The sequence below is a fragment of the Umezawaea sp. Da 62-37 genome (genome assembly GCF_032460545.1).
Classification (GTDB): Bacteria; Actinomycetota; Actinomycetes; order Mycobacteriales; family Pseudonocardiaceae; genus Umezawaea.
In genome coordinates this window covers 5,795,631-5,811,878 of the sequence record NZ_CP135965.1, presented here as the reverse complement: position 1 = coordinate 5,811,878, position 16,248 = coordinate 5,795,631, and the positions used below count along the sequence as shown (strand labels likewise).

Below are 16,248 nucleotides of genomic sequence, written 5' to 3'. Positions count from 1 at the left end.
GGCCGTTGGGCGCAACGGACGGGTCGTTCGCCGGACCGGCGGTGGCCTTGACCGATGCGGTCGTTACACAGTGAGCAGCGTGTAACGCCGTCATTGCGGATTGGTCTGAACCTTTTGGGCGCGGTGGCCTGTCGATCGGGGCCGACCGGCACTACGGTCAGCACAGCCACTTCGCACGTAGGTCAGGAACGTAGGAGGTCCCGCACCATGACCCAGCCGTCGGACCAGGGCCCAGCCCTGGACAACCTGCACACGGAGAGCCGGACGTTCCCGCCCAGCGCGGAGTTCGCCGCGCAGGCGAACGCCACGTCCGCGCTGTACGACGATGCGAGTGCCGACCGGGACGCGTTCTGGGCCGCGCAGGCCGACCGGCTCGACTGGGACACCAAGTGGGGCCAGGTCCTCGACTGGTCGGACGCGCCGTTCGCGAAGTGGTTCGTCGGCGGCAAGCTCAACGTCGCCTACAACTGCGTCGACCGGCACGTCGAGTCCGGCCACGGCGACCAGGTCGCGATCCACTGGGTCGGCGAGCCCGGCGACAAGCGCACCATCACCTACAGCGACCTCAAGCGCGAGGTCTCCAAGGCCGCGAACGCGTTGATCTCGCTCGGCCTGGAGACCGGCGACCGGGTCGCGGTCTACATGCCGATGGTGCCCGAGGCGATCTTCTCCATCCTCGCGATCGCCAGGCTCGGCGCGACGCACAGCGTGGTCTTCGCGGGCTTCTCCGCCGAGGCGCTGCGCACCCGCATCGACGACGCCCGGGCCAAGATCGTGATCACCACCGACGGCCAGTACCGGCGCGGCAAGCCCGTGTCGCTCAAGGCCGCCGTGGACGAGGCCGTCGCGCAGACCCCCAGCGTCACCAACGTGCTCGTCGTGAAGCGCACCGAGTCCGAAGTGGACTGGGTCGAGGGCCGCGACGTGTGGTGGCACGACGTCGTGGACAGCCAGTCCGAGGAGCACGCGCCCGAGGCGTTCGACAGCGAGCACCCGCTGTTCATCCTCTACACGTCCGGCACGACCGGGAAGCCGAAGGGCATCCTGCACACGACCGGCGGCTACCTGACGCAGACCGCGTACACGCACCACAACGTGTTCGACCTCAAGCCGGACACCGACGTGTACTGGTGCACCGCCGACATCGGCTGGGTCACCGGGCACAGCTACATCGTCTACGGCCCGCTGGCGAACCGCGTCACCCAGGTCGTCTACGAGGGCACGCCCAACACCCCGCACGAGGGGCGGCACTGGGAGATCGTGCAGGAGTACGGCGTCTCGATCTACTACACGGCGCCCACGCTGATCCGCACGTTCATGAAGTGGGGCGACGACATCCCCGCGAAGTACGACCTGTCCTCGCTGCGCGTGCTGGGCAGCGTCGGCGAGCCGATCAACCCCGAGGCGTGGATCTGGTACCGCGAGCACATCGGCGCGGGCAAGGCCCCGATCGTCGACACCTGGTGGCAGACCGAGACCGGCGCGATCATGATCTCGCCGCTGCCCGGCGTCATCTCGGCCAAGCCCGGTTCGGCGCAGCGCCCGCTGCCCGGCATCGGCGCGAAGGTGGTCGACGAGCAGGGCGTCGAGGTCCCGCACGGCGGCGGTGGCTACCTGGTCCTCGACCAGCCGTGGCCCGCGATGCTGCGCGGCATCTGGGGCGACGAGGCCCGGTTCCGCGACACCTACTGGTCGCGGTTCGAGAAGGAGGGCTTCTACTTCGCCGGTGACGGCGCCAAGTACGACGCCGACGGCGACATCTGGCTGCTCGGCCGGGTGGACGACGTGATGAACGTGTCCGGCCACCGGATCTCCACCACCGAGGTCGAGTCCGCGCTGGTCTCGCACCCGACGGTGGCCGAGGCCGCGGTCGTCGGCGCGTCCGACCCGACCACCGGCCAGGGCATCGTCGCGTTCGTGATCCTGCGCGGCGGCGTGGCGGACAGCGCGTCCGGCGCCGAGGCGATCAAGGCGCTGCGCGAGCACGTGGCCAAGGAGATCGGGCCGATCGCGAAGCCGCGGCAGATCATGGTCGTGCCGGAGCTGCCGAAGACCCGCTCGGGCAAGATCATGCGGCGGCTGCTCAAGGACGTGGCGGAAAACCGCCAGGTCGGCGATGTGACGACCCTGGCCGACTCGTCCGTGATGGACTTGATCTCCAGCGGGCTGAAGACCACCACCGAGGACTGATCTTCCGCCCGGCCCGTGGGGCTGTCGACGTCGACAGCCCCACGGGCCGCACCTCGTTCGCGAGGGATCAGGGCACATGGAGGTCGTGCTGACCGGGGCGACCGGGTTCATCGGGTCGGAGGTGCTCCGGCAGCTGGTCGACCGGCCGGACAGTCACCCTGGTGACGTGCCTGACCCGGAGGCCCCCAAGGTCCGCGCGGAGGCCGGGCTGCGCGATCTCGCCGCCCGGAAGAGCGGGTTCGAGGTCTTCTGCTTCCGGCCGGCCAAGGTCCTCCCGGTCGGGACGAACGCCCTGGTCCGGGCCGTGTACGGCCCGCTGCCGGCAGGCGTGGACGCGCTGGCCGGGGCCATGGTCCGGACCGCCGTCGGCCGGCCGTCGGACACTCCGGGAATCGTGGAGAACAAGCAGATCAGGGTGCTGGGCCGCTGAGGCGGCGAGCCCCTCCGCCCGTTAGAGTGGGTTTCGGTGAGCCGGGAAGTCTGGTCGGCAGCAACATAAGGCTGTCCACCACCTCGGAGTTGATCACTTGAAGCCCCGCCCCGCCGCTGCCGTCGTCACCGAGTTCGCCCGCTACCTGCGAACGGAAACCGTCGGCGGCATGATTCTGCTCGCCGCCACCGCCGTCGCGCTGATCTGGGCCAACTCCCCCGCGAGCGGCGCGTACACCGCGCTGCGCGACTTCCACGTCGGCCCTGCCGCCCTGCACCTGGACCTCAGCGTCGGCGACTGGGCCAAGGACGGGCTGCTCGCGGTGTTCTTCTTCGTCGCGGGCCTCGAACTCAAGCGCGAACTGGTCGTCGGCGAGCTGTCGAAGTTCAAGAACGCGATCCTGCCGGTGATCGCCGCGACCGGCGGCATGATCGTTCCCGCGCTGGTCGCGCTGGGTGTCGGCTGGGGCGAGCCGGGCATCGAGCGGGCGTGGGCGATCCCGGTGGCGACCGACATCGCGTTCGCGCTCGGCGTGCTGGCGATCACCGCGTCCGGGCTTCCCAGCGGTCTGCGGGTGTTCCTGCTCAGCCTGGCCGTGGTCGACGACCTCGGCGCGATCCTGCTGATCGCGATCCTGTTCACCGCGAAGTTCAACGTCCTCGCCGCGCTGGCCGCCGTCGCCCTGCTCGGGCTGTACGCGTTCCTCCAGCACAAGCGGATCCGCAGCGCCTGGCTCTACGCGCCGATCGCGGTGGCGACGTGGGCGTTCGTCCACGCGGCGGGTGTCCACGCCACGGTCGCGGGCGTGGCGCTCGCCCTGCTCACCAGGGTGCGCAAGGACCCGTACGAGAAGTCCGCGCCGGCGATCCGGCTGGAGCACCGGCTCCAGCCGTACTCGGCCGGGTTCGCGGTGCCGGTGTTCGCGCTGTTCGCGGCGGGCGTGCCGGTCGGCGGCGACGCGCTCGGCGCGCTGTTCTCCGACAAGGTCGCACTCGGCGTGATGGTCGGCCTCGTGGTCGGCAAGGTGGTCGGGATCGTCGGCGCGTCCGCGTTGGCGGTGTGGCTCAAGGCCGCGGTGTGGCCCAGCGGCGCGGGCCCGCGCGACATCGTGGCCGTCGCGATGCTGGGCGGTGTCGGGTTCACCGTCAGCCTGCTCATCGCGGATCTCGCGCTGGACGGCCAGGCCGCCGAGCAGGCCAAGGCCGCCGTGCTCCTGGCGTCGATGACGGCCTCGTTGCTCGCCGCTGTCCTGCTCGTTCGGCGCAGCCGCGTGCACCAACGCGACAACGAATCGACGTGATCCGCCAGCCGAACGGCTGCGCGTCCTCGTGCATGGCACGATGAGCCGGTGACCAGCGCGAGGGAGAACACCAATGGCAGCCGGGCGACCGACGGCCTGCCGCCAGTCCCGTCGATTCCGCTGAGGGCGGAGAACGCGGCCAGGATCGCGGAGGAGACCTCGCTCGGCGGTTTGGTCCGCGATGCGACGAGCCACCTGTCGACGCTGGTCAGGGCCGAGGTCGAGCTGGCCAAGTCCGAAGTGGTCAAGGAGGTGAAGAAGGGGATCACGGGCAGCGTCTACTTCATCGTCGCCCTGACGGTGCTGCTGTTCAGCCTCTTCTTCCTGTTCCTGACCATCGGCTACGCGCTCTACGACATCTTCGGCTGGCCGCTGTCGCTGTCGTTCCTGACGGTGTTCGTGGCCATGCTGCTCGTGACGGCCCTGTTCGGGTTCCTCGGCTACCGCAAGGTGCGCAAGCTCAAGAAGCCGGAGCGCACGATCGAATCCGCCAGGGACATCGTCGACACGTTGCGACACCGCGGCGAAGCCCACTAGGGCCGGGCCGTGCGCCTGCCTCCTGATCCGTCCACGGTGCGGATCAGCGGTCCGTGGACCCATCGCGACGTCTCCGCCAACGGCATCCGGCTGCACGTCGCCGAAATGGGCGAGGGCCCGCTGGTCCTGCTGCTGCACGGGTTCCCCGAGTTCTGGTGGTCGTGGCGCCACCAGCTCACGTCACTGGCCGAAGCGGGCTACCGCGCCGTCGCGGTCGACCTGCGCGGCTACGGAGACTCGGACAAGCCACCCCGCGGCTACGACGGCTGGACCCTCGCCGGCGACGTCGCGGGCCTGGTGAAGGCCCTCGGCGAACGCCGCGCCCACCTGGTCGGCCACGCCTGGGGCGGCCTGCTGGCATGGACCGTCGGCGCCATGCACCCCCGACTCGTCCGCTCGGTGACCGCCATCTCCGCACCACACCCGCTCGCCCTGCGCCGCGCGTTCCGCAAGCACCCCCGCACCCAGGGCCGCGCCGCCGGCTACGTGCTCAAGTTCCAGGCCCCGATCTACCCCGAACGCCACCTCACCGCAGACCGCGCCGCCAACGTCGGCAACCTGCTGCGCGAATGGTCCGGTCCGAAGTGGACCGCGGCCCCGGAATTCGACGAGGTCGTCCGCCGCAACCGCGAAGCGATGATGGTCCCCGGCGTCGCCCACAGCGCACTCGAGTACTACCGCTGGGCCGTCCGCTCCCAGGTCCGCAGCGACGGCCGCCGCTTCATCGAAACCATCGACCGCAGACTCGAAGTACCGGTACTGCAACTCCACGGCGCCATGGACCCGATCATGCTGGAAACCACCGCCCGCCACTCCTCCTACTGGCTGGGCCCGAACTCCAAATTCCGCTGCCTACCGGAAATCGGCCACTTCCCCCACCAGGAAGCCCCCCACACCACCAGCCGAGTCCTGGCCGAATTCCTCGGCAGCGTCTAACCACAGCCCAACCAAGCCAGGCCAGCCACCTTCTTCATCGGCGCAGCCGCTCCCCCGCATCCGGCGCGGAGCGCCCGCCGCCTTGTCCGGCGCAGCTCGGATGCCTTGTCCGACGCGCAGCAAGGATGCCCTGTCGGCGCAGCCGATGCTGGCGCAGCCAGACCTACCCGTGCACCCCGATCCGAAGCCATCTCTAGGCTTGACGGACCTTGTCAAGACATCTTTCCCGCCTTGACAAGGTCCGCCAAGCCTAGAACACTCGGCGACCGGGGTAAAGCCACCTAACCCCCGACACAAACCGAGCCAGCCGCCCCCAGCCCAACTAACTAGCACAACTCTGCGTCGACTCCTTCCGCACCAGGGTCGGCGCCTTCTCCACCTCCGCCTGCACCTCCTGCGCCGTCAGCACGAACCCGGTCTCCTGGTCGTCCACCGCCGCCCCGAACACCACGCCCATCACCCGCCCCTGCGGATCGACCAACGGCCCCCCGGAGTTTCCACTCCGCACCTTCGCCCTCACCGTGTACACATCCCGCGTCACCGTCTGCGCGTCGTAGATATCCGGCCCCCGCAGCATCGGGATCCTCTCCCGCACCCGCGCCTCCGAAGCCGTGTACGGCCCGTCCAGCGGGTACCCGAGCACGATCCCGTCCTGCCCCTGCGGGATCTCGTCCGTGTGGAACTGCAGCGGCGTCGCCTCCAGGTCCGGCACCGCCAGGATCGCGATGTCCGTCTGCGCGTCGTACAGCACCACGGTGGCGTCGAACTGCCCGCGCCCGACCTCCACCGTCACCTCGCTCGTCCCCGCGACGACGTGCGCGTTCGTCATCACCCGCTCGGGCGCGACCACGAACCCCGTCCCCTCCAGCGCCCGCGAGCACGACGGCGCCCGGCCGCGGACCTTCAGCACGCTGGGTCGCAGCTTCTGCACGATCGGGTTGGCCGCCAGCTCCGGGTCGGGCGGGCCGACGTCCTTGAGGGGCGTGCGGTTGAACGGGTCCATCGCGGCCGGGAAGCCGGACACGTCGAACAGCTTCTGCAGGTCGTCCGACAGCTGGCGGGCGGCGGGCGGCATGGCGCCGTCGACCGTCTTGAGCAGCAGCGACTGGTTGAGCGCCTTGGCCAGCGACGGCAGGCCCGCGACCGAGGTCAGCGGCAGCGCGATCATCCAGGCCACGACGAACACCACGGCACCCTGGACGAGCGCGCCGAGCATGTTGTCGATGCCCCGAAGCGGAGTGGCGTTGATCTTGGGCTTGATCATCCGGCCGATGTAGACGCCCAGCGTCTCGCCCAGCGCGACCAGCAGGATCACGATGCCGACCGCGAAGACGACCTTGGTCACCACGTTGTCGAACTGCGCCACCACCAGCGGCGCGAGCTGGGTGCCGAGCACCAGTCCGACGAGCACTCCGATGAACGCCGGCAGGGCGATGACCATGCCCTGCCGGGCCCCGGACACGGCCGCGAACACGGCGAGCGCCAGCACCAGCAGGTCGACCCAGTTCACGCCCACAACCTCCGACAAGCTTCTACGTAGCGCGCAGCGCTAGATCAAGGTCCCGGACGTCGGTCCCGTCCCACGGCCGTTCCCACCCGCCGAGGGCGATGAGGCCGTTGAGCAGTCCCGCGGTGAAGCCCCACACCAACATGCCAGGTGCGGAGAACGCGGGTCCGACGTAGCCCGAGGGGTGGCTCACGAGGAACCGGTTGGCCGGGTCCGCGAGGTGCGCGATCGGCACCCTGGCCACCGCCGCGGTCTCAGCAAGGTCTACGGGCTCCACCGGACATGGTTCATGCCAATGTGCCAGCACCGGTGTGACGAGGAACCTCGACACGGGCACGTGCAGCTCCGGGAGCACCAGGACGGGGCGCACCCCTTCGGGCAGCACGCCGGTCTCCTCGCGGGCTTCGCGCAGGGCCGTGCCGACCGGTCCGTCGTCGGTCGGGTCGGCCGCGCCGCCGGGGAAGGCGACCTGGTCGGGGTGCGAGCCGAGGGTGGCCGAACGGCGCAGCAGCAGCACGTCAGGGCCGTTGGGGCCGTCGCCGAGCAGGATGAGCACGGCCGCCGCGCGGGTCGGCCCGGTCGCGGGCGTGGTCAGCCGCGAGAACGCCGAGGCGTCGATCTTGGACGCCGAGTCCACGAGGGTGGCCATCCACTCCGGCACGTCGGCGAGTTCGATCAGCGGGGTCAGCGGGGTCACGCGACCGCCTCCCGGACCTGTTCGGGGGAGGAGAAGACGAGGGGCGATGTGACTTGGATCACTGAACCATCCGCTTTGACCACGAAGCTCGCGGGCAGGGTCTGGGGCGCCTTGAGCACCCGGCGGAGGGCGTCCGGCTCGTCGTGCAGCGACGGCAGGTGGACGCCGAGCCTGGCCAGCAGCTCCAGCCCGTCGGACTCGCCGCTCTGCACCTGCACGGCCACCACGGGGACCGCGCCGGGCTGCTGGGAGTAGCCGTCGAGCACCTTGAGCTCCTCCTGGCACGGTTGACACCAGGTCGCCCAGAAGTTGATGAGCGCCGGACCGCCTCCGACGGTGGTGGCGGCGTCTGTGGACGCACCATCCCCGAGGCAGGTTGCCAGTATCCCCCGAAGGGGTTGCGGGCCCGGCGTGCTCGCCCGCGGACACGGGCGCAGCGCGGCGAGATCGCGGGACGCGCCGAGGTCCTTGCCCGGCCGGGAGTCCCCGACCCGCTGGGGCGGCCGGTCGTCGGAGCGCGGCCAGATCGCGACCACGCCCGCCACCACCAGCACCAGGGCGACCAGCGCCCACCTCGTCGCCACCCTCACCCGAGCTTCTCCCCCGCCCGGACGCGTTCGGCCAGCTCCAGCAGGTGCGGGGCCTCGTCGCCCTTGACCAGCTTCGCGGCCGCCACGGGATCGGTCTCGCCGATGCCGTAGGACGGGCACTGCGGCGCGAGCAGGCAGGCGCCGCAGGCGGGCTTGCGGGCGTGGCAGACGCGGCGGCCGTGGAAGATCACCCGGTGGTTGAGGATCGTCCAGTCCTTGCGCTCGATCAGCGCGCCGATCGCGTGCTCGACCTTGACCGGGTCCTCCTCGGTCGTCCAGCCCCAGCGGCGGACCAGCCGTCCGAAGTGGGTGTCCACGGTGATCCCCGGCACGCCGAAGGCGTCGCCGAGCACCACGTTCGCGGTCTTGCGGCCGACACCGGGCAGCGTGACCAGGTCGACCAGCTTGGCGGGCACCTCGCCGTCGTAGCGCTCGACCAGCGCGGCGCCCAGCCCCAGCAGGGAGGTCGCCTTGCTCCGGTAGAAACCGGTCGGTCGGATCAGCTCCTCCAGTTCGGCGCGGTCGGCGGACGCGTAGTCCTCGGCCGTCGGGTAGCGCTTGAACAGGGCCGGTGTGACCTTGTTGACGCCCTTGTCCGTGCTCTGCGCGGACAGGACGACGGCGACCAGCAGTTCCAGCGGTGTGTCGAAGTCCAGCTCGCAGTGGGCGTCCGGATAGCCTTCGGCGAGCACTCGGACCATCCGGCGGGCCCGGCGGACGAGACCCAGTGCGGTCTCCGTCTTGTCCGCGGGAGTTTGACGAAACGTCGCGGGGGGCACGGAACCAATGTACGGGCGTGCGCGTCCTGGTACGTCAGAGGCTCGACACGCTGGAGGGACCCCCTCTTGAGCGAACGAAATCACGATGCGCAAGGATCGGAGCCATCATGACTGCCTGGTTCGTCATCGCCGTTCCGATCGTCATCATGTTCTTCGCGCTCTTCATGGAGCGCGTTGAAGCTCGTCTGCGGCACGTGGCTGTGCAGGAGGACGAGGTCGAGGAGTTCTTGGAGCAGGCGCGTCCGGACGAGGTCCGCGCGCTCTACGGGCACGGCATCGGCCGCGCGCTGGAGCTGTTCCGGCTGCGGCGGCTCGGCGGTCGTGCCAGGAACCTGCGTCAGCGGCGACCCCGCCGCTAGCAGGCCCGTTACCGACCAGGTCCACGGAGAAACCCTTCGTGGGCCTTTCCGGGCTGTCTGGGGTTCGACCGAGGACGAGCTGTCTCCACATGGGACGGCGAGCCGAAAGGCGATCCACGGCACAAGCCTTAGACTGCACCCAGTGATCGACGGCACGGCGCTTGTTCCGCCAAGAGGTGGAGGGCGCTCGACCATGCCGTCGTTTCTCGACAGGAGGGGACGAGGTGGACGAGACCCTTGCCCGCGCGGGCATTTTCCAGGGGGTTGAACCGGCTGCAGCGGAGGCACTGGCGCAGACGCTGGAGTCCGTTGAATTCCCGCGTGGCCACGTGATCTTCGCGGAAGGTGAACCGGGCGACCGGCTGTACATCATCCAGTCGGGCAAGGTGAAGATCGGCCGGAAGTCCCCGGACGGTCGCGAGAACCTGCTGGGGATCTTCGGGCCGTCGGACATGTTCGGCGAGCTGTCGATCTTCGACCCCGGCCCGCGCACGTCAACGGCCACCACGGTGACCGAGGTCCGCGCGGTGAGCATGGACAGGCCCGCGCTGCGGACGTGGATCACGAACCGGCCGGAGATCGCGGAGCAGCTGCTCAGGGCACTTGCCCGCAGACTGCGCCGGACGAACTCCATGCTGGCCGACCTGATCTTCACCGACGTGCCCGGTCGAGTCGCGAAGGCACTGCTCCAGCTCGCGCAGCGCTTCGGCAGCCAGGAGGCGGGCCTGCTCAGGGTCACGCACGACCTGACGCAGGAGGAGATCGCCCAGTTCGTCGGAGCTTCGCGGGAGACCGTGAACAAGGCGCTGGCCGACTTCGCCCACCGCGGCTGGCTGCGGCTCGAAGGCAAGAGCGTGCTGATCCTGGACCCCGAGCGACTGGCTCGCCGGGCCCGCTAGCGCAGGACAACACAAAGGGACCGGGCGCCGCCCCCGACGCGGCGCACCGGTCCCTTTCTGCTGCGCGATCCATCCCCCGACGAACCGCGCTTCTCCTGCCCGACGTGCAGGCCCCGACCCTCATCGCCGGCAAGAGGTCTTGATGACCCGGTGGGTGTGGTTACCCAGTCCGATCAGCGGCGAAACCACCTGGGTGGGTCCTCGCGCGACCAGCGGGTTCCGGTCCTCGTGACTCGTTGGTCAACGATCGCACGGCGACACCCCGTTCTTCCAAGCACTTTCACCTGGAAGACATCGTGTTCAGCCGTTCCACCGGCAACTTTCATCCGGACAGCCCGTTCTCGTGACCGGATCGCAACCGGCGTCTCAACCGGTGACGAACCGCACCGGAAATAACTGGCACGGGCGTACCACTGTGCTGCACACTGGTACGCATGTCCCACTCCGCCCGGCTCGCCGACTACCGCGCCGCCCTGACCACTCCCGGAATGCGCGGCCCCGTCACCGCGGCCGTGCTCGCCCGCCTCCCGATCGCCATGGTCGGGCTGTCGCTGCTGCTCTACGTGCAGCGCACGACCGGGTCGTTCGCGATCGCGGGACTGGTGTCGGCGGGGTCGCTGGTCGGTGTCGCGGTGGGCGCGGTCGTGCAGGGCAGGCTGATGGACCGCTTCGGCCCCACCCGTCCGCTGTTGGCCGTGATCGGGCTGTTCGCCGTGTTCGTGACGGTGTCGATCATGGCCGTCGAGGCGCGCGCGGCGGTCGCCGTGCTGCTGCCGCTGGCGTTCGGCGTCGGGTTCACCGAGCCCATGGTCGGCTCGGCGTCGCGGGCGCTGTGGAGCCGGATGGTGCCGCCGGGCTCGACCAGGCTCGCGGGCTACGCCTACGAGGCGATCAGCATGGAGGTCTTCTTCATCCTCGGTCCCGGCCTGTCCGGGATCCTGGTCGCCGCGCCGTGGGCGGGCACCGGTGTGGTCGTCGGCGCGGTCTGCATGGTGATCGGCGGCACGTGGTTCGCCCTCAACTCCACCGTGCGCGGTGTCCGGCCCGCCGCCGTCACCGGCCGCAAGCTGCTCGGCGCGCTGGCCAGCCCCGGCATGCGGACCGTCGCGCTGGCCGCGCTCGGCTTCGGCGTGACGATCGGGTTCATCGAGGTCGCGGTGCCCGCGGCCGCGGCGAACGCCGGTCACGTCAGCCTCGGCGGGCTGCTGCTGAGCGCGTGGTCGATCAGCTCCGTCGTGTTCGGCGTGCTGTACGCGATGAAGCCGTTCCCCAGGTCGATGCACCTGCGGCTGCCCGCGCTGCTCGGCGGGTTCGGCGCGCTGTCGCTGCTGCTGGCCATCCCGACGACGCTGTTCTGGCTGGGTGCGGCGATGCTGCTGGTCGGCACCATGGTGACCCCGCAGGCCACCACGCACTCGGCGGCGATCGAGCAGGTCGCGCCCAGGGGCACGGCCACCGAGGCGTTCGGCTGGATCGTCACCGCGGTGACCGTCGGCCTGGCCATCGGCCAGTCGATCAGCGGCTACCTCGTCGAGCACATCGGCACCCAGGTGGCGTTCCTCGCCGCCGGCGCGTCCGGCCTGTTCGTCGCCGGGCTGGTGTGGCTGTTCCGCAGCACCGTCGCCGCGGGCGTGCCCGCCGAAGCTCCCGCCGCGCGGCGCGAGGAGATGGACCTCGCCTCGCGCTAGGCCCTAGTCCAGGAAGACGTCCAGGCGTTCGAACACGCTGCGCGCGGCCATGACCTCGTCGGGTTCCTCGATGAACGTGGCCGCGTGCACGTGTTCGAGGTAGACCACCGACGGCCCCTCGGCCATGTGGAACAGCGTGCACGGGTGCCCGATGCCGGGGTAGGCGCCCTTGGCGAACGGGATCCACCGGACGGTGATGCCGGGCGGCGGGCTCGGCATCGCGCCCTCGCTGGTGAAGACCGTGCACCGAGTCAGGTCGTCGACGTGCAGGGTCGGCACGGCGTGGGGGCTCAGCACGTCCACCCGCTCGGCGGTCCGGCCCAGCAGCGTGAGCACCGACTCGGCCTCCGGGCCCCAGTCGCACTCCAGGTAGAGGTCCCGTGCCCGCACGGCCTCGCCGATCAGCACGTCGCGCAGCCTGCGCTCGATGCGCAGGGCGTGGAAGTACGCGTGCAGGTCCGGCATCCACACCGGGGTGACGCCGTCCTCCAGCCGCTGGACGCGCACGCCCACGATGCCCAGCCGCGTCGCCACGGCTTCGACCGACATGCCGGTCGCCTCCCGCAGGTCGCGGAGCTTGCCACCCAGCACCCTGCCTCGCAGGGTGGGCATCGGCACCGGTTCGCTCATCACGCCCCTACGCTAATCGCACCCCCGCTGACCTCGCACGACCAGAAATTGTCGGACCCCGTCGCTACCGTCGGCGCATGGACCTCACCGCCACCACCGGAGACCTCGCCGCCGCCGCGGCCGAAGTCGCCCGACTGCTCCCCACGAGGGTGCTCAACCCGGTCCTCGCGGGCCTGGTCCTGCGGGCCGGACCGGCGGGTGTGGAGCTGTCCGGGAGCGACCGCGAGCGTGCCGTCCGGCTCACCCGTAGCGCGACCGTGCACACCGAAGGCGCCGTCCTGGTGCCCGCCAAACCGTTGGCGGACACCCTCCGAACCCTGGACGACCCGCAGGTCAGGCTGGTCGTCGAGGGATCGCGGCTGGCCGTGCGGACGTCGAACGCCCGGTTCGCGCTGCCGCTGCTGGACCTCGCGTCGCACCCCGGAGTCCCCGCGCTGCCCGCGTTGGCGGGGCGGGTTCCGGCGGGCGTGCTGGCGTCCGCGATCGTGCCGGTGGCGGGAGCGGCGTCCCGCGACGACGCGCTGCCGGTGTTCACCGGGATGCGGATCCACGCGGTCGGCGGGCGGTTGGAATTGATCGCCACGGACAGATACCGGATGGCCTTCGCGACCCTGCCATGGGACCCGATGGGGCCGCTGGACGTGCTGGTGCCCGCCGGGTTGCTGGCCGATGTGGTCCGGCAGCCGTCCGCCCTGGAACAGGTGGCGCTGCACGCGGACGACGACCGGTTGGGGCTGTCCTGGCCGGGCGGCTCGGTGAGCACGGCGCTGCTGGCGGCGCCATTTCCCGATGATCGAGTGCGGAAACTCCTGGAGGCGGTCATCGACAGCACGGTTCTCGTGGACGCGGACGCATTGGCGGGGGCTGTGCGGCGGGCTACGCCGTACGCGGGGCCCCACGGGTCGGTGACGATCCAGGTGGACGACAGCGAGGTGCGGGTTCGGGGGAGCGATCCGCAGAACGGGGAGTCGGAGGAGTCGGTGAAGGCGACCGTGGACGGGAATCGGTTGACGAAGTCGTTCCAGGCTCGGTATCTGGCGGATGCGTTGAAGGCGTTCAGCGGGAGGAGGGTGGAGTTGAGGATCCAGGACGGGTTGAGGTCGACGGTGTTGACGTCGCAGGCGGAGGCGGACGGGGTGGAGTTGACTTACCTGGTGGTGCCGTTGAGGACGGTGGTTTAGGGGGTTGGGGGGCTGGCTCGGTTGGGTCGGGGTGGGGGTGCCGTCACCCGGTCGCCGTCGTGGTGGACATGGCCTTCACCCGGTCGCCGAGTGTTCTAGACTTGCCGCAGCTTGTCAAGGCTGAAAAGATGCCTTGACAAGCTGCGTCAAGCCCAGAGCGGCTTCGTATCGGGTGCAGGGGTAGGTCTGGCTGCGCCAGCATTCGGCTTCGCCGAACTCGGGCATCGGCTGCGCCGACAAGGCATCCGAGCTGCGCCGGACAAGGCGGCGGGCGCTCCGCGCCGGATGGGGGGAGCGGCTGCGCCGATAAGGCCCGGCTTGGGTTGGCACCGTGGTTTGGCCTGTGGCGCTGCCTTGTCCGGGGGTTCTGTTGCTGCCCTGCCCTGGCCTGGCCTGGGTTTTTTGCCTTGTCTTGTGCTTAGCCTTCGGTGCGGAGGTATTCCAGTTGGGCGCCTACTGACCACTCTGCGGCTTCCCAAAGGACGTGGTCGACGTCTGCGTAGACGACCTCCACCACCTGGCGGGCGGTTGGGGAGCCGCCCAGTTGCTCTACGGCTGCGCGGACCTGGGACAGGCGTTGTTCGCGGTGGGTGAGGTAGGCCTTGGCGATGTGGGTGACGTCGGGGAGTTCGGGGCCGTGGCCGGGTAGGGCTTGGGTGCCTGGTGGGAGGTCTGCGAGCAGGCGTAGTGAGGTAAGGTAGTCGGCTAGTTTGCCGTCCGGGTGGGCGACGACGGTGGTGCCGCGGCCGAGGATGGTGTCGCCGGTGAGGACGGTGGTGGTGTCCTCGTGGTCCAGGAGCAGGCAGATCGAGTCGGCGGTGTGGCCGGGGGTGGCCAGCACTTCGAGGCGTAGGCCCGCGGCGGAAATGAGGGTGTCTGCGGTGAGCGGGGCGCCGTTGCGGCAGAGGGCCGGGTCGTTGGCGCGGATGGGGGCGTTGACCATCTGGGCGAAGCGCTGGGCGCCCGCCTCGTGGTCGGCGTGGCCGTGGGTGATGAGGACGGTGGCGACCGGGCCGCAGGCGGCGACCCTGGTGAGGTGGGCCTCGTCCAGGGGGCCGGGGTCGACGACCACGCAGGAGACGGAGTCCGGGGCGCGGAGGATCCAGGTGTTGGTGCCGTCGAGGGTCATGATCGACGGGTTGTCGGCGAGCATCACCGAAGCGGTGTCGGTGACCTTGCGCAGCACGCCGTAGGCCGGGTGCTGCGCGTGTGCGCTGATAGAGGGAAAGCGGCTCATCGTCGTCCCACCTCGTCATCCGGCCGGGCGTCCAAGTGGGCCGCGGCGGTCGTGTACTCGGGGTCCCCTGGCAGGATGACATGCAACTTCCCGCCGCGGCGCACGACCTTCGGGATGATCTTCTCGACGGTGCGCTCGGCGGCCATGACGGCGGCGGCGCTGTCGAACTCGTCGAGGTCCGCCAACGTCGTCCAGGTGGGCGGCATGAGGCCGCGCCTGCCCTGCTTCCAGTCGTCGATCGCTTCGGCGGGCGTCTGCCATGAGGCGTCGGACGCCTCGCTGGTCACGTCGTCGGCACGCTGCCCCTTGGGCAGGACCGCGACGAAGAACCGGGTGTCGTAGCGGCGCGGCTCCTCGGTCGGGGTGACCCAGTGCGCCCACGGCCGCAGCAGGTCGGCGCGCAGCACCAGTCCCGCCTCGGACAGGAACTGGGCGAGTGAGACCTCGCGCTTCTCCAACGCCTTCCGGGCATCGGCGAACGGGCGGGTGTCCGCGACGACGCTGGTGGCGTCCGGGCCCGCCAGCAGGACGCCGGACTCCTCGAACGTCTCCCGCACGGCCGCGCAGACCAGCGCCGTGGCCAGCGCGGGGTCGCAGTCGAAGCAGCGGCCCCACCAGGCCGGTTCGGGTCCTGCCCAGGCGACGGTGGTGTCGGCGTCCCGGCGGTCGACACCACCGCCGGGGAACACGGTCATGCCGCCCGCGAAGGCCATTCCGACGACCCGCCGCTGGAGGAACACCTCGGGCTTGGCGTCCGTGTCCCTGATCAGGACGACTGTCGCGGCGTCCTTCGGCACGACCGGCACCGCCGGTGGTTCGGCGGGCACCATTCCTTCGGGCAGCACCATGTCCGCGGGGAGTTCGCGCATGCGGTCGAGCCTACTTCCGGGCACCGGGCAGGATGGGCCGATGGTCTCCGACTCCCGTCCACTGGTCACCGGTTGCCTGGTCAAGATCCTGGTGTTCCTGCTCGGCGCGATCCTGGGCACCGGGCTCACCGTCGTGGCAGGCGTGGTGCTGTTCCTCCCCGACCGCACGACCGTGCACGCGAAACCCCAGTCCACCGGGGGTCCGGGGGTGTTCGTCAAGAAGGTCGAAAGCCTCGTCGGCGCGACCAGCTACGAGGTCTGGCTCGGCCCGGACGAGTCGCGCGGCCACATCGTGCCCATCCCCCACGGCTGGGAGGACGACCCCGAGGCCGTGTTCGGCGACGGCGGCACCCGGTTGCGCTTCGACAACGGCGGCGAGATCTTCGTTCCCGAGTCCGCCTACGAGGGCGGCCGCTGAG

The 16,248-nt window shown here is 70.4% G+C and carries 17 protein-coding genes; 10 read left to right on the top strand and 7 right to left on the bottom strand.

Going from position 1 to position 16,248, the window contains the following annotated elements; genetic code table 11:
- The first annotated feature begins 207 nt into the window (after window positions 1-207).
- From acs to RM788_RS26670, 5 genes are all read left to right on the top strand, one after another.
- Window positions 208-2,190, top strand: coding sequence for an acetate--CoA ligase (acs, locus tag RM788_RS26690; RefSeq protein ID WP_315934511.1), 1,983 nt, complete (start codon window positions 208-210; stop codon window positions 2,188-2,190).
- 76 nt (window positions 2,191-2,266) lie between these two features.
- Window positions 2,267-2,620 carry a hypothetical protein gene (locus RM788_RS26685; RefSeq protein WP_315934510.1) on the top strand — a complete coding sequence of 118 codons (354 nt, stop codon included), beginning with the start codon at window positions 2,267-2,269 and terminating at the stop codon, window positions 2,618-2,620.
- Window positions 2,621-2,717: 97 nt separating this feature from the next.
- Window positions 2,718-3,920: a Na+/H+ antiporter NhaA gene (nhaA, locus tag RM788_RS26680; RefSeq protein ID WP_315934509.1), complete on the top strand. Its 1,203-nt coding sequence runs from the start codon at window positions 2,718-2,720 to the stop codon at window positions 3,918-3,920.
- A 48-nt stretch (window positions 3,921-3,968) separates the two neighbouring features.
- A complete protein-coding gene (locus RM788_RS26675) occupies window positions 3,969-4,457 on the top strand; it encodes a phage holin family protein (RefSeq protein WP_315934508.1) in 489 nt (162 codons plus the stop codon).
- 9 nt (window positions 4,458-4,466) lie between these two features.
- Window positions 4,467-5,393 carry an alpha/beta fold hydrolase gene (locus RM788_RS26670; RefSeq protein WP_315934507.1) on the top strand — a complete coding sequence of 309 codons (927 nt, stop codon included), beginning with the start codon at window positions 4,467-4,469 and terminating at the stop codon, window positions 5,391-5,393.
- Window positions 5,394-5,715: 322 nt separating this feature from the next.
- Here RM788_RS26670 and RM788_RS26665 read toward each other — a convergent pair whose 3' ends face one another.
- The 4 genes from RM788_RS26665 to nth are packed head-to-tail and all read right to left on the bottom strand — an operon-like array spanning window position 5,716 to window position 8,888.
- Window positions 5,716-6,903 (bottom strand): MarP family serine protease, encoded by a 1,188-nt coding sequence (locus tag RM788_RS26665; protein WP_315934506.1) that lies wholly within the window; start codon window positions 6,901-6,903, stop codon window positions 5,716-5,718.
- 22 nt (window positions 6,904-6,925) lie between these two features.
- Window positions 6,926-7,549: an NUDIX hydrolase gene (locus tag RM788_RS26660; protein ID WP_315934770.1), complete on the bottom strand. Its 624-nt coding sequence runs from the start codon at window positions 7,547-7,549 to the stop codon at window positions 6,926-6,928.
- A 44-nt stretch (window positions 7,550-7,593) separates the two neighbouring features.
- Window positions 7,594-8,187 carry a TlpA family protein disulfide reductase gene (locus RM788_RS26655; protein ID WP_315934505.1) on the bottom strand — a complete coding sequence of 198 codons (594 nt, stop codon included), beginning with the start codon at window positions 8,185-8,187 and terminating at the stop codon, window positions 7,594-7,596.
- Window positions 8,184-8,888 carry an endonuclease III gene (nth, locus tag RM788_RS26650; RefSeq protein WP_315934769.1) on the bottom strand — a complete coding sequence of 235 codons (705 nt, stop codon included), beginning with the start codon at window positions 8,886-8,888 and terminating at the stop codon, window positions 8,184-8,186. Before nth ends, RM788_RS26655 begins: the two co-directional genes overlap by 4 nt.
- 185 nt (window positions 8,889-9,073) lie before the next feature.
- Between nth and RM788_RS26645 the strand changes: the two genes are divergently transcribed.
- The 3 genes from RM788_RS26645 (at window position 9,074) to RM788_RS26635 (ending at window position 11,912) form a co-directional block, all read left to right on the top strand.
- Window positions 9,074-9,325 carry a hypothetical protein gene (locus tag RM788_RS26645; protein WP_315934504.1) on the top strand — a complete coding sequence of 84 codons (252 nt, stop codon included), beginning with the start codon at window positions 9,074-9,076 and terminating at the stop codon, window positions 9,323-9,325.
- A gap of 224 nt (window positions 9,326-9,549) precedes the next feature.
- A complete protein-coding gene (locus RM788_RS26640; RefSeq protein ID WP_106185253.1) occupies window positions 9,550-10,224 on the top strand; it encodes a Crp/Fnr family transcriptional regulator in 675 nt (224 codons plus the stop codon).
- Between the two features lie 434 nt (window positions 10,225-10,658).
- Entirely contained in the window at window positions 10,659-11,912 is a 1,254-nt protein-coding gene (locus RM788_RS26635) for an MFS transporter (protein ID WP_315934503.1), read from the top strand.
- 3 nt (window positions 11,913-11,915) lie between these two features.
- On the opposite strand, the gene RM788_RS26630 is transcribed toward RM788_RS26635, so the two are convergent.
- Entirely contained in the window at window positions 11,916-12,542 is a 627-nt protein-coding gene (locus RM788_RS26630; protein WP_315934768.1) for a Scr1 family TA system antitoxin-like transcriptional regulator, read from the bottom strand.
- A gap of 77 nt (window positions 12,543-12,619) precedes the next feature.
- On the opposite strand from RM788_RS26630, the gene dnaN reads away from it, so the two are divergent.
- Window positions 12,620-13,723: a DNA polymerase III subunit beta gene (dnaN, locus tag RM788_RS26625; protein ID WP_315934502.1), complete on the top strand. Its 1,104-nt coding sequence runs from the start codon at window positions 12,620-12,622 to the stop codon at window positions 13,721-13,723.
- 418 nt (window positions 13,724-14,141) lie between these two features.
- Here dnaN and RM788_RS26620 read toward each other — a convergent pair whose 3' ends face one another.
- Together RM788_RS26620 and RM788_RS26615 are read right to left on the bottom strand one after the other, a co-directional pair.
- Entirely contained in the window at window positions 14,142-14,960 is an 819-nt protein-coding gene (locus tag RM788_RS26620) for an MBL fold metallo-hydrolase (RefSeq protein ID WP_315934501.1), read from the bottom strand.
- Window positions 14,957-15,808 (bottom strand): NUDIX hydrolase, encoded by an 852-nt coding sequence (locus RM788_RS26615; RefSeq protein ID WP_315934767.1) that lies wholly within the window; start codon window positions 15,806-15,808, stop codon window positions 14,957-14,959. Before RM788_RS26615 ends, RM788_RS26620 begins: the two co-directional genes overlap by 4 nt.
- Before the next feature lie 61 nt (window positions 15,809-15,869).
- On the opposite strand from RM788_RS26615, the gene RM788_RS26610 reads away from it, so the two are divergent.
- Window positions 15,870-16,247, top strand: coding sequence for a hypothetical protein (locus tag RM788_RS26610; protein ID WP_315934500.1), 378 nt, complete (start codon window positions 15,870-15,872; stop codon window positions 16,245-16,247).
- Window position 16,248: the final 1 nt, after the last annotated feature.